12 protein-coding genes are annotated in these 12951 nt (G+C 64.5%); 1 reads left to right on the forward strand and 11 read right to left on the reverse strand.

Annotated features, from left to right (window positions below):
* Positions 1-8 precede the first annotated feature (8 nt).
* The 8 genes from KUO17_RS01275 to KUO17_RS01310 form a co-directional block, all read right to left on the reverse strand.
* Positions 9-824: a phosphoglycolate phosphatase gene (locus tag KUO17_RS01275; RefSeq protein ID WP_217973242.1), complete on the reverse strand. Its 816-nt coding sequence runs from the start codon at positions 822-824 to the stop codon at positions 9-11.
* A complete protein-coding gene (gene rpe, locus KUO17_RS01280) occupies positions 821-1495 on the reverse strand; it encodes a ribulose-phosphate 3-epimerase (protein ID WP_043863783.1) in 675 nt (224 codons plus the stop codon). Before rpe ends, KUO17_RS01275 begins: the two co-directional genes overlap by 4 nt.
* 186 nt (positions 1496-1681) lie before the next feature.
* Entirely contained in the window at positions 1682-2509 is an 828-nt protein-coding gene (locus tag KUO17_RS01285; protein ID WP_217973243.1) for an ABC transporter permease, read from the reverse strand.
* Positions 2510-2520: 11 nt separating this feature from the next.
* Positions 2521-3768 (reverse strand): ABC transporter permease, encoded by a 1248-nt coding sequence (locus tag KUO17_RS01290; RefSeq protein ID WP_163949917.1) that lies wholly within the window; start codon positions 3766-3768, stop codon positions 2521-2523.
* A gap of 65 nt (positions 3769-3833) precedes the next feature.
* Positions 3834-4871 (reverse strand): ABC transporter substrate-binding protein, encoded by a 1038-nt coding sequence (locus KUO17_RS01295; RefSeq protein ID WP_217973244.1) that lies wholly within the window; start codon positions 4869-4871, stop codon positions 3834-3836.
* A 41-nt stretch (positions 4872-4912) separates the two neighbouring features.
* Positions 4913-6037, reverse strand: a complete 1125-nt coding sequence (locus KUO17_RS01300; RefSeq protein ID WP_217973245.1) for an ABC transporter ATP-binding protein — start codon at positions 6035-6037, stop codon at positions 4913-4915.
* A 270-nt stretch (positions 6038-6307) separates the two neighbouring features.
* Complete coding sequence (locus KUO17_RS01305) at positions 6308-6937, reverse strand: response regulator (RefSeq protein WP_217973246.1); 630 nt, start codon at positions 6935-6937, stop codon at positions 6308-6310.
* 2 nt (positions 6938-6939) lie between these two features.
* Entirely contained in the window at positions 6940-9342 is a 2403-nt protein-coding gene (locus KUO17_RS01310) for a PAS domain-containing sensor histidine kinase (protein WP_217973247.1), read from the reverse strand.
* A 94-nt stretch (positions 9343-9436) separates the two neighbouring features.
* Here KUO17_RS01310 and KUO17_RS01315 point away from each other — a divergent pair, with 94 nt between their 5' ends.
* Positions 9437-10438, forward strand: a complete 1002-nt coding sequence (locus KUO17_RS01315) for an alpha/beta hydrolase family protein (protein WP_217973248.1) — start codon at positions 9437-9439, stop codon at positions 10436-10438.
* Here the strand turns inward: KUO17_RS01315 and KUO17_RS01320 are convergent.
* Genes KUO17_RS01320 through KUO17_RS01330 form a run of 3 tightly spaced genes read right to left on the reverse strand, consistent with a single transcriptional unit; the run spans position 10435 to position 12894 of the window.
* Positions 10435-11199 (reverse strand): DnaJ domain-containing protein, encoded by a 765-nt coding sequence (locus KUO17_RS01320; protein ID WP_217973249.1) that lies wholly within the window; start codon positions 11197-11199, stop codon positions 10435-10437. The two genes, KUO17_RS01315 and KUO17_RS01320, sit on opposite strands and share 4 nt — an antisense overlap.
* 1 nt (position 11200) lies before the next feature.
* Positions 11201-11872 (reverse strand): N-acetylmuramate alpha-1-phosphate uridylyltransferase MurU, encoded by a 672-nt coding sequence (gene murU, locus KUO17_RS01325; RefSeq protein ID WP_217973250.1) that lies wholly within the window; start codon positions 11870-11872, stop codon positions 11201-11203.
* Entirely contained in the window at positions 11869-12894 is a 1026-nt protein-coding gene (locus KUO17_RS01330; RefSeq protein ID WP_217973251.1) for an aminoglycoside phosphotransferase family protein, read from the reverse strand. Before KUO17_RS01330 ends, murU begins: the two co-directional genes overlap by 4 nt.
* Positions 12895-12951: the final 57 nt, after the last annotated feature.

Raw genomic sequence — 12951 nt, forward strand, 5'->3', positions numbered from 1 at the left:
GAAAAAAGTCAGGCGCGCCAACGCCAACGGGCCAGGGCCTTGATGACTTTCATCCAGAGTTTGCCGGGTGCCACCACGATGGAATCTCTATCAGGGGGGGATTGATCGTCCGACATTAGCTCAGTGGCCGAATCTAAGCAACCAGGCAGCAGTGCGCGCAGGTCATCGATCACCAGCGCAGGCGACTCTTCGCTGATCGGGCGACCATGGTTGTAGCCGTAACTGAGCGCCACGCACTGCACGCCGGCGGCCTTGGCAGCGAGCACATCACTGCGCGAATCGCCCACGAACAGTGCCTGCTGCGCCGGCACGTTGGCCATTTGCATGACAAACAGCAGCGCGGCAGGGTCGGGCTTTTTCTGCGGCAGGGTATCGCCGCCGATGATCCAGCGGAAATACCGGCCGATTTTCATCTGGTCCAGCAGCGGCGCGACAAAACGCTCCGGCTTGTTGGTGATCAGGGCCATTTCCACGCCCTGCTTGTGCAGCCATTTGAGCGTGTCGCGCACGCCCGGGTACACCACCGTCAGCTCATGACCGTCGGCGTAGGCCTGCATGAACAGTTCGAGGCCGCGCGCGGCCTCGTCGTCGTCCACCTCGGCATGCTCGATGCTGCCGGCCAGGGCGCGGCGCACCAGCACCGGCGCACCGTTGCCGACCCACTCGCGCACAGCGGCAAGGCCGGCCGGCGGGCGGCCCATTTCGAGCAGCATGTGGTCCACGGCAGCCGCAAGGTCCGGCACCGAGTCGATCAGGGTGCCATCCAGATCGAACATCACCAGCTTGGGCAGGCTCCCGGGGAACAGCTGCTCGAAGCCGCTCATGGGCGGGCCAGAGCCAATTCGGCGTGCATCCTGGCAATCACTTCTTTGTAATCCGGGGCATTGAAGATCGCCGAGCCGGCCACGAAGGTATCGGCACCGGCCGCCGCAATCTCGCGGATGTTGTTGACGTTGACGCCGCCGTCGATTTCCAGGCGGATATCACGCCCGCTGGCATCGATCAGCGCGCGTGCTTCGCGCAGCTTGTCGAGGGTGGCGGGGATGAACTTCTGGCCACCAAAGCCCGGGTTGACGCTCATGAGCAGGATCATGTCGACCTTGTCCATCACGTACTTGAGCGCGTCCAGCGAGGCGGCCGGGTTGAACACCAGCCCGGCCTTGCAGCCGCCGTCACGGATCAGTTGCAGCGAGCGGTCGACGTGCAGGGTGGCATCGGGGTGGAAGGTGATGTAGGTGGCGCCGGCCTCGATGAAGTCGCCAATGATGCGGTCAACCGGGGTCACCATCAGGTGGGCGTCGATCGGCGCGGTCACGCCGTACTTGCGCAAGGCGCTGCAGACCATCGGGCCGATGGTCAGGTTGGGTACGTAGTGGTTGTCCATCACGTCGAAGTGGACGATATCGGCGCCGGCTTCGAGCACCTTGTCGACTTCCTCGCCCAGGCGGGCGAAGTCGGCAGAAAGAATGGAGGGAGCAATAGCGTAGGGCTGCATGGCGCACCTGTTGGGCAGAATCACGGTGGCGCGCATTGTACCTCAGGCAACCCCTCAGGGGCTGACTGGCATCAAGCCGACGGTGAGTCGGCAGTGTGGCCTTCGCTGGCAAGCCAGCTCCCACAGGTTTTGCGAACGCCGCAGAACCGTGTGGGAGCTGGCTTGCCAGCGAAGAGGTCGTCAGCCTCAACCCGGCTGCTGGGTACGCATCTTCTCGCTGCGCCCACGCAGCCATTCCAGCGTCAACAGCAGCACCACCGAGAACGCGATCAGCAAGGTCGCCGCCGCCGCGATGGTCGGGCTCAGGTTCTCGCGAATCCCGCTGAACATCTGGCGTGGCAGCGTGGCCTGCTCAGGCCCGGCCAGGAACAGCGTCACCACCACCTCATCGAACGAGGTCGCGAACGCGAACAGCGCCCCCGAGATCACCCCCGGCGCGATCAACGGCAGGGTCACCCGGCGGAACGCCGTCACCGGCGAAGCGCCAAGGCTTGCCGCCGCGCGCACCAGATTGTGGTTGAAGCCCTGCAAGGTCGCCGACACCGTGATGATCACGAACGGCACACCCAGCACCGCATGCACCAGGATCAACGAGGTAAAGCTGTTGCCCAGGCCCAGCGGAGCAAAGAACAGGTAGCTGGCCACACCGATGATCACCACCGGCACCACCATGGGCGAAATCACCAGCGCCATCACCAGTGACTTGCCGGGGAAGTCGCCACGGGTCAGGCCGATCGAGGCCAGGGTGCCGAACACCATCGCCAGCAGGGTCGCCGCCGGCGCCACGATGATGCTGTTCTTCAACGCACGCATCCACTCGGCCGAGCCGAAGAAGTCCTGGTACCACTGCAGCGAGAAGCCCTGCAACGGGTACACCAGGAAGCTGCCCGAGTTGAACGACAGCGGGATGATCACCAGCACCGGCAACACCAGGAACAACAGCACCAGCCCGCAAAGGATGCGCAAGCTGTAGTACCAGACCCGCTCGACGGGCGACATGTAAGGGCTCAGCATGACAACGCTCCTCAGCTCAGACGCAGGCGGCTTGCGCCCACCAGCCAGCTATAGATCAGGTACAGCAGCACGGTGGCCAGCAACAGCAACCCGCCCAACGCGGTGGCCATGCCCCAGTTGATGCTGGTGTTGGTGTAGAAGGCGACAAAGTAGCTGACCATCTGGTCGTTCGGGCTGCCCAGCAGCGCCGGGGTGATGTAGTAGCCGATCGCCAGGATGAACACCAGCAGGCAACCCGCGCCCACACCGGCATAGGTCTGCGGCAGGTACACACGCCAGAAGCTGGCGAACGGGTGGCAACCCAGGGAAATCGCTGCACGCATGTAGGTCGGGGAAATCCCTTTCATCACGCTGTAGATCGGCAGGATCATGAACGGCAGCAGGATGTGCACCATCGAGATGTACACGCCGGTACGGTTGAATACCAGCTCCAGCGGCTTGTCGATCAGCCCCACGGCCATCAGCGCACTGTTGATCAGCCCGCCTGACTGCAGCAGCACGATCCACGCCGCCACCCGCACCAGGATCGACGTCCAGAACGGCAGCAGTACCAGGATCATCAGCAGGTTGCTCTGCCGGGTCGGCAGGTTGGCCAGCAGGTAGGCCAGCGGATACGCCAGGGCCAGGCAGATCACGGTGATCACCAGCCCCATCCACAGGGTGCGGGCGAAGATATCGAGGTAGATCGCCTGGTCCGGGGTGGTGGGCGCCAGTTCGCCCAGGTCATCGATGCGGTGGTCCACCGAAGCCAGCAGGTAGAACGGGGTCACGCTGCTGGTGTTGCGGCGGATCGCCTGCCAGTACGCAGGGTCGCCCCAGCGCTCATCGAGTTCCTGCAGTGCTTCTTTATAGGAGGCCGGCTCGGTCTTGAACGGCAAGGCCCGGGCCGTCTTGGCGATCAGGCTGCGGTAGCCGGCCAGCTCCATGTTCAGGCGCTTGGACAGGTCGCCCAGGGTCTGGTTCTTGCGCGATTCGGCAAGGTCCTCGCTGAGCGCCTTGTACACCGGCTCGCCCGGGAGGCTCTTGCCATCCCACTCAGCCACGGCCACCACGGTGCGCGGCAAGCCGCCGACCACCTCGGGGTTACCCACGCTCTTGTACAGCAGCGCAGCAATCGGCACGAGGAAAACCAGCAACAGAAACAGCGCCAGTGGCGCGATCAGCGCCTTCGCCTTCCAGCGGTTTACCCGCTCGGCGCGCGCCAGACGCTTCTTGAGGTTGGAACCTGCGCCTTCGTTCAGGGGCACTGCGATGGCCATAACGAACTCCGAAAATCTTGGGAACAGGAGGCGTCAGCACAATGCTGACGCCCCGTCGGCACGGCTTACTTGGCCGCCGCCCAGGCGTTGAAGCGTTGTTCCAGCTGCTCGCTGTTGTCCGCCCAGAACGCCACGTCGATCTGCACCTGGTTGGCGATGTTTTCCGGGGTGGTCGGCATGTCCTTCTTGATCTCGTCGGACAGCAGCGCGACCGCCTTGGAATTGGCCGGACCGTAGGCGATGTTCTGCGAATAGACCTTCTGCTGCTCGGGCTGGACCGAGTAGGCGATGAATTTCTTCGCGTCTTCGACGTTCTTCGCGCCTTTTGGAATGGCCCAGGCATCGAAGTCGTAGATGCCGCCGTTCCACACCACCTTCAGGTTGCTTTCCTTCTGCACGGCGGCGATGCGCCCGTTGTAGGCCGAGCTCATCACCACGTCCCCCGAAGCCAGGTACTGCGGCGGCTGTGCACCGGCTTCCCACCACTGAATGCTTGGCTTGAGCTGATCGAGCTTCTTGAAGGCGCGGTCCTGGCCTTCCTTGTCACCCAGCACCTTGTACACATCCTTGGGCGCGACACCGTCGGCCATCAGGGCGAACTCGAGGGTGTACTTGGCGCCCTTGCGCAGGCCGCGCTTGCCCGGGAAGGTCTTGGTATCCCAGAAGTCTGCCCAACTGGTCGGCGCGGTCTTGAGCTTGTCGGCGTTGTAGGCCATTACCGTCGACCACACGAAGAAGCCCACACCACACGGCTGGATCGCACCGGGCACGTAGTCGGCTTCGTCACCGAACAGCGCCGGATCGATCTGTTCGAACATGCCTTCGTCACAGCCTCGGGCCAGTTCCGGCGACTCCACTTCCACCAGGTTCCAGCTCACGCTCTTGGTGTCGACCATGGCTTTGACCTTGGCCATCTCGCCGTTGTACTCGCCTGCCACGATCTTGCCGTTACCCGCCTTTTCCCACGGCTCGTAGAACGCCTTGACCTGGGCTGCCTTGTTCGCGCCACCAAAAGAGATCACGGTAAGATCGGCCGCCGCCATCGTCTGGGTTGCAGCGAACAGGCCCAGGGCCAGGGCGGTCAGCTTCAAGTGTCTGTGCATTATTATTCTCTCCACGTTGCAGGGGGTTGGTGAAGCAAACCTCAGTGGGCTTCCAGAATAGGATCGAGCGCACGACCGTGCTCGACCTCCCAGCCCAGCGGTACCACGTCGCCCACGGCCAGCGCCGGGTCGAGTTCGGCGATCGGCTGCTTCACGAAGAAATCGGCCTTGCCGCACACTTCCAGACGCACCCGCACGTGGTCGCCCAGATAGATGAATTCAGCCACACGCCCGGAGAAACGGTTGACGCAGCTTTCGCTGTGGCCATTCAGGCGTACACGCTCCGGGCGGATCGACAGGGTCACCGGCTCGCCGGGCTGGCCGACGTTTACTGCAAGCGCCTCGACCTGCTCGCCACGGGCCAGGGCCACCAGGCAGCGGTCGCCGGTCTGGCTGAGCAGGCGGCCATTGATGCGGTTGTTCTCGCCGATGAAGTTGGCGACGAAGGTGTTCTTCGGCTCTTCGTAGAGGGTACGCGGGTCGGCGATCTGCTGGATCTCGCCCTGGTGGAACACCGCGACGCGGTCGGACATGGTCAGCGCCTCGCCCTGGTCGTGGGTCACGTACACCACGGTCACGCCCAGACGCTGGTGCAGGTGCTTGATCTCCATCTGCATGTGCTCACGCAGTTGCTTGTCGAGTGCGCCCAGCGGTTCGTCCATCAGTACCAGTTGCGGCTCGAACACCAGCGCGCGGGCCAGTGCCACACGCTGCTGCTGGCCGCCGGAAAGCTGGCCGGGGTAACGCTGGGCGAAGGCATCGAGCTGGACCATGCTGAGCACACGCTTGACCCGCTCGCTGATGTCGGTCTTGCTCAGGTTGCGCACGCTCAGGGGGAAGGCCAGGTTCTCGGCGACGGTCATGTGCGGGAACAGTGCGTAGTTCTGGAACACCATGCCGATGTCGCGCTTGTGCGGTGGTACGTTGTTGATCGAACGACCGTCCAGCAGGATCTCTCCGGCAGTGGGGGTTTCGAAACCGGCCAGCATCATCAGGCTGGTGGTCTTGCCCGAGCCCGAGGGGCCGAGCAGGGTCAGGAATTCGCCTTTGCGAATATCCAGGTTCAGGTCTTTGACGATCAGCGACTCGCCGTCGTAGCTCTTCTGCACACCACGGAAGCTGACCAGCACTTCGCCGGTTGCAGCGCTCGAATTCACCTCACTCATACCCGCACCTTTTTGTTGGATGACTGCTGTGACCCAAGACTAGAGAAGGTGCACGGTGGCGCAAATCGGGGGTGCTGAGAGAATCGCATCAGCCGGGTGGAACGTTGAGGGTAGGGATTGCCCTACAAGGATGGCGTTTTCAGACAAGGTGATGACTGTGCTGACGCCGTCGCCGGCAAGCCAGCGCCCACAGATCTGGCGTACACCGGCGATCCCTGTGGGAGCTGGCTTGCCAGCGAAGGCATCAACACGGTGTCGCTTCTGGAACACTCACACCAGCTTGTGCTCCATCGCATACTTCACCAGCTCCGCCAGCGAATTCACGTTGAGCTTCTGCATCAGGCGCGCCTTGTGCGTACTGATGGTCTTGTTGCTCAGCGCCAGCTGCTGGGCGATGTCGTTGACGTTGGCGCCCTGGGCCAGGCGCTCGAACACCGAGAACTCGCGTTCCGACAACAGCGAATGCAGCGGCCGAGAATCAGTCAGCCCCACCTCGAACACCATGCGGTCCGCCAGGTCCGGGTCGATATAGCGCCCACCACCGGCCACCCGTCGAATCGCGGTCAGCAGCAGCGCCGGGTCGCTGTCCTTGGTGGCATACCCCGCCGCGCCGATCTTCAACGCCCGCGCCGCCATCTGCGCCTCGTCATGCATGGACAGCACCAGGATCGCCGGCGGCGCGCTCAAGGCACGAATCCGTGGGATGGCCTCCAGCCCGTTCACCCCCGGCATCGAGATATCCAGCAGCACCACCTCGCACTCGGTATGGCGCAAGGCCTCGAGCAACTGCTCACCATTACCGGCCTCGCCCACTACCTGCATGTCCTTGGCCAGGCCGATCAACTGCTTGATGCCTTCACGCACGATGGTGTGGTCTTCGGCAACCAATACTCGAATCACTGTCAGCTCCTGTCGTTGTTCAGAGGGACGCGTACGCTCAACGTGGTGCCCTCGCCCGGCTCGCTCTCAAGGTGCATGGTGCCCCCCAGCATCAGCACCCGCTCGCGCATGCCCACCAGGCCGAACGAGGTGGGGCGCTGGTCACTGTGCACGAAACCCACGCCATCGTCGCTGATGATCAGGCACAGCATCGCGTCGTCCAGGCTCAGGCTGATCTCCACCGTATGTGCCTGAGCGTGGCGCATGACGTTGGTCAGCGCCTCCTGCAGGATGCGGAACAGGCTGGTGGCCTTGGCGTCGCTCAAGGGCGGCAGGTTGTCCGGCACCTGCACCAGGCACGGGATCTGCGTGCGCGCCTCGAAGCGCCGTGCCTGCCACTCGATGGCCGAGGCAATGCCGGCATCCAGGATGGGCGGGCGCAGCGCAGTGGCCACATCGCGCACCAGCTGGAACAGCTGCGCGATCAGGCGCTTCATGCTGCCCAGGCGCTCGTTCAGGCCCGGGTCCAGGCTGGCATAGGCCAGTTCGCACATCGAGGTTTCCAGCTTGAGCACGGTGAGCATCTGCCCCAGCTCGTCATGCACCTCGCGGGCGATGCGCGCCTTCTCCTCCTCACGCACGCTTTCCAGGTGCGCCGACAGCTCGCGCAACTGCTCCTGGGAGCGCGCCAGTTCGAGTTCGGCACGCTTGCTCTGGCTGATGTCCCACACCACGCCATCCCACACCACCCGGCCGTCCCCCAGGCTGCGGGTACTGGCCTTGATGTCGGCCCAGCGCTGTTCGCCCTGGCGGGTGAGCATGCGGCCCTGCCACGACCAGTCCTGATCGGTGGCCAGCGCCTGATCCTGCACGCGGTGGTAATCGGCGCGGTCCTCGCCATGCACCAGGCTGCGCAAGCCCATCTGCGGGTTCTGCAGCTCGGCCGGCGAGTAGCCCACCAGCGCCTCGCTGCCTTCACTGATATAGGGGAACTCGAGCTCGCCCTCCGCCGGGTTGCGCTCCAGGCGAAACACCAGCCCCGGCACGTTGCCGGCAATACCCTTCAGGCGCGCCTCGCTCTCGCGCAGCGCTGCCAGCGCGCGGCGCCGCTCGGTCACATCGTTGAGGAACACCACCAGGTACTCGGCATCGCGAAAACGCAGGAAGCTCAGTGACACATCCACCGGCAAGAAGGTGCCATCGGCGCGCAGGCACTGTGTCTCGAACCGCTGTGCGGCTTCATCGCTGGCCCGCGCACGTTTCCACAGGTCCAGCCAGCGGTCCATGTGCAGGTTGGGCTCGATGGTAATCAGCGGCCGGTCGATCAACGCGCCGGCGGTGTAGCCGAGCATGCTTTCGGCGGCGCGGTTGGCGTAGCGCACGTGGCTGTCCCAATGCACCCAGAGGATGCCCACGGTGCTCTGGTCAAGGGAGAACTGGCTCAGGCGCAGGGCCTCTTCGCGCGCCAGGCGCTTGGCGATGTTCTCCCGCGCGGCCAGCAGGTTCAGTTCCAGCTGCTGTTGCTGGCGACGCTGCCAGATCACAATGGCGATACAGCTCAACAGCAGGGCTGCAAACAACAGCGCCAGGTTCTGCCAGAAGCCTGGCGACTCGCTCAGGCGCGGGTACTTGGGTTGCAGCCAGCGGTTGTGCAGTTGTTCAAGGTCCTTGGCCGGGATCGCCTGCAGGCCGTGCTCGATGATCTCGGCCAACTGTGGCCAGTCGCGCCGCGAACCCACCCGCAACAGTTGCGGCAGGCCGATGTCACCGACCACCACCAGGTCGCTGAATTCGTTCTCGCGCGACAGCCGGCTCAGTTGCGCCTCGTCCACCACCGCATAGCGCACCTGTTCGCTGAGCAGCAGTTGCAGGGCCTGGCGCTCCATGGGCACGCCCTGCAGATTCAGGTTGGAGTAGGTCGCACGCAGGTAGTCAGCCACTGCGCTGGGCATGCGTACGGCCACCCGCTCGTTGCTGGCGAGCTTTTCCAGGTCGACCGCCATCGCCCCATTGCGCGGCCCGACCACCAACTGCGGCACACGCATGTAGGGGTCGCTGAACAGCCAGCGGCGCAGCCCGGCCGGGGTCTGGGTGAGCCCCGGTGCCAGGTCGATCTCGCCCCCGGCCAGCGCATGTTCCAGCGCCGCCTGGTCGGTGAAATTGCGCCAGGTCAGGTCCAACCCCAGTGCCCTGCCCAACCAGTTCATCAATTCGACGTTGACCCCGGACAACTGCTGCAGGCGTCGGTCGAATTGCGCAAAAGGCGCCTGCAGTACCAGCCCCACACGCAGGCTGCGGTGTTGATCCAGCCATTGCTGCTGGGCAGGGTCCAGCGGCACCGCGACGGGCGCTGGCAGCGTGGTGGCAGCCACCATCAAGGGCCAGCCGAAACAGCCGATAAGCAACAGGCAGCGCAAACGCATCATCTTCACTCTCGTCACTGCAGGGACCGCCATCGAGCATGGCCGTCGCGCACAAATACCATTAGGCTGCCGGTATCACTCTGGCCTGGATCGATCAATGTTCGTACTCAACCGCACGGCGCTTTCAGCGCTATGCCTGTCCTTGATACTACCTTGTACCGCACAAGCACTGGCTGAAGAAACGCCCGCCGAAGCGGGCACGCCGCCCGTGCAGCGTCAGGCGCTGGCCGAACGCAGCCAGGAAGATGCCCAGGCGCTGGAGCGGCAAATCCCCAAGGACGAGCAGCAAACCCTGCAGGCCGGCAGCGACAGCTTCCTGGCCTTGTGGAAACCCGCCAACAGCCCCACACCCGAAGGTGTGCTGGTGATCGTGCCTGGGGCCGGAGAAACCGCCGACTGGCCCAGGACCGTCGGCCCGTTGCGGCGCAAATTCCCCGACGCACAATGGGCCAGCCTGAGCGTGAGCCTGCCCGACCTGCTGGCCGACAGCCCGGTAGCGCGCAGCGAAACCCCGGCGCCTGCCCCGCAACCGGAAAAGGACGTCAAGGGCGCACCGGCCAAGGACACCCCGGCCGATGCCAACGCCAACATCGCCCAGGCCACCGCGGCAGAAACCGAAAACGCCGACAGTGCGCAGCCGCCAGCCCACACCGACCCGGCAGCCGCCGACAAGGCCGACGCCGAGCGCATTTTCGCCCGGCTGGATGCCGCCGTCGCCTATGCCCAGCAGCAGAACGCACGCAGCATCGTATTGCTCGGCAACGGCAGCGGCGCGTATTGGGCCGCCCGCTACATCAGCGAGCGCCAGCCGCCGCAGGTGCAGAAGCTGGTAATGGTCGCGGCACAAACCCCGGCACGTGTAGAACACAGCCTCGACAGCCTGACCCCGACCCTCAAGCTGCCCACTGCCGACTTCTACTACGCCAGCCAGGCCTCGGCCAGACAGGCCGCGGTGGCCCGCCTGCAAGCCAGCAAGCGGCTCAAGGACAGCCAATACCGCCAGGTCGCCCTGACCGCCGTGCCCGGCAACCAGGCCGCCGAGCAAGAACAGCTGTTTCGGCGTATCCGCGGCTGGCTGAGCCCGCAACAGGCCAACTAGAAGCCGCGACGCTTGCGGATCACCGCATAGGCCTGGTGCAGTTCACGGGTGCGCTCGGTAGCCTCGCGCACCTGCGCCGGGCTGGCGCCGTTGCCCACCAGCTTGTCCGGGTGGTGCCGGCTGAGCAGTCGGCGGTAAGCCTGCTTGATCTGCGCAGGCTCGGCCTCCACCAGCACACCCAGCAGGCGCAGGGCATCGGGATAACTGATGCCCTGCCCGTCCAGGGCGGCCTTGTGGGGTTCATAATCGATGGCCAGCGCCTGAACCTTGGCCTGTGACCAGCCCAACTGTTGCCCCCACTTTAGAATCAGCTCACGCTCGTGCCGACCGACCCGGCCATCGGCCCAGACCATTCGCCAGCAGGCACGCAACACGCCTTCCGCGGCATGCGGTTGCTGCTTGAGACGACGAAAATGCCCCTTGAGCCGTTCACCGCCGTTCTTGCCACGGTTGAACGCAGCAATCGCGCGCAGGCGGGCCGGCTCGCTCATTTCCAGGCGCAGCATCTCCTGACGCGCCTGCTGGATGTGCCCATCCACAACCCGGCCCTCGCTCTTGGCCAGGCGCCCCAGCAACACGAACAGCACCTCGTCATCGCGCAACACCGCCTGCCCGCCCAGACGCTCACGCAGGTGCGCCCAGCTGTGCAACTGCAAACGGCGATCCATCGCCTGACCGAGCAATGCCCCCAGTAACGCCCCTGGAATACTGGCAACGACAAAGCCCGCCCCCGCACCGATCACTGTGCTTGGCCACAACATGTCAGCGACGCTCGGCGAGCAGGCGCTCGACGTCGGCCAGGCGCTCGAGGGTGCCCACATCGACCCAGGGGCCGGTGAAGTGCTCGCCACTGACCTGCCCCTGGTGCATGGCCTCGCGGTACAGCGGCGCAAGCTTGAAGGCGCCGGCCTGGCAGCCGTCGAACAGCGCCGGGGCCAGCACGGCAATCCCGCTGTAGGTCAGGGTCGGCGCGACGGTATCGGCGTCCCAGACGCGCCCGTCGTGCAGCCGGAAGTCACCTTTGCCGTGATGCTCAGGGTTGTCCACCAGCACCAGATGCGCCAGGCCGTTCAGCGTCCTGGGCAGATGACTGAAGTCGTAGGTGGTCCAGATATCGCCGTTGACCAGCACGAAGGGCGCATCACCGAGCAAGGGCAGGGCCTTGTGGATGCCCCCTCCGGTTTCCAGCGGCTCGCCTTCGGGCGAATAGCGAATGCTCACGCCAAAGCGGGCGCCATCGCCCAGGTGGTCCTCGATCTGCCGGCCCAGCCAGGCATGATTGATCACCACCTCGGTGATACCTGCCGCGGCGAGCGCACGCAGGTGGTACTCGATCAGCGGCACACCGGCCACCGGCACCAGTGGCTTGGGCGTGTGCAAGGTCAGCGGTCGCATGCGCTCGCCCTTGCCGGCGGCCAGGATCATCGCCTTCATGCGCGCGCTCCGCCTGCGGCCTGCAGACTCTCGATCAGCGTGTCCAGCTCGGCCAGTTCAGGGCGCCGGGCAATCACTTCATCTATATAGGCAAAGAAACGCGGCACATCGGCCAGGTAGCGCGGCTTGCCGTCGCGGTGGCAGATGCGCGCGAAGATCCCGATGACCTTGAGGTGGCGCTGCACGCCCATCAGGTCGCTGGCCCGCTGGAAGTCCTCGAAATCAGCCTGCACCGGCACACCCTTGACCTTCGCACGCTGCCAGTAGGCCTTGAGCCAGCCCTGTACCCGCTGCTGCGGCCAACTGAGGAACGCGTCCTTGAACAGGCAGGTGATGTCGTAGGTGACCGGGCCGTACACCGCGTCCTGAAAATCCAGCACGCCAGGGTTGGGCACGCTCTGCATCAGGTTGCGTGGCATATAGTCGCGATGCACCAGCACCTTGGGCTGAGCCAGGGCGCTGTCGATCAGCAAGGTGCTGACGCGCTGCCACATCGCCTGCTGCTCATTGCTCAGTGCCACGCCCAACTCACGCCCCACGTACCACTCAGGGAACAGCTCCAGCTCGCGGCGCAGCAAGGCAACGTCATAACTGGGCAAGGGCGCCTGCATCGGCAACTGCTGGAAGGCCAGCAGCGCCTTGATGGCGTCGTCGAACAGTTCATCAGCGTTATCGGTACTGATCACATCAAGGTAGGTGTGGTTGCCCAGGTCACTGAGCAACAGGAAGCCACGTTCCAGGTCCTGAGCGTGAATCACCGGCACATTGACCTCGGCACTGGCCAGCAAATGAGCGATCTGGACGAAAGGCCGGCAGTTTTCCTGCGGCGGCGGAGCGTCCATCACAATAAAACTGCGGCCATCGACCGCCCAGCGAAAGTACCGGCGAAAGCTCGCGTCACTGCTGGCAGCGGTCAGGCAGCCCGCAGGAACCGGACCCCAGCCCTGGTTTTGGAAAAGATTTGCCAGCTGTTCAGCCAGCCATACGTTCAGGTCTTGCAGGCGTACATCATGATCGGGCATTACAAGGGTCTCCGACGGCGCTAGCCGTCAAGCGGGTCATGCTTTATTATCCAGCAT

The sequence above is a fragment of the Pseudomonas aegrilactucae genome (assembly GCF_019168305.1).
GTDB lineage: Bacteria > Pseudomonadota > Gammaproteobacteria > Pseudomonadales > Pseudomonadaceae > Aquipseudomonas > Aquipseudomonas aegrilactucae.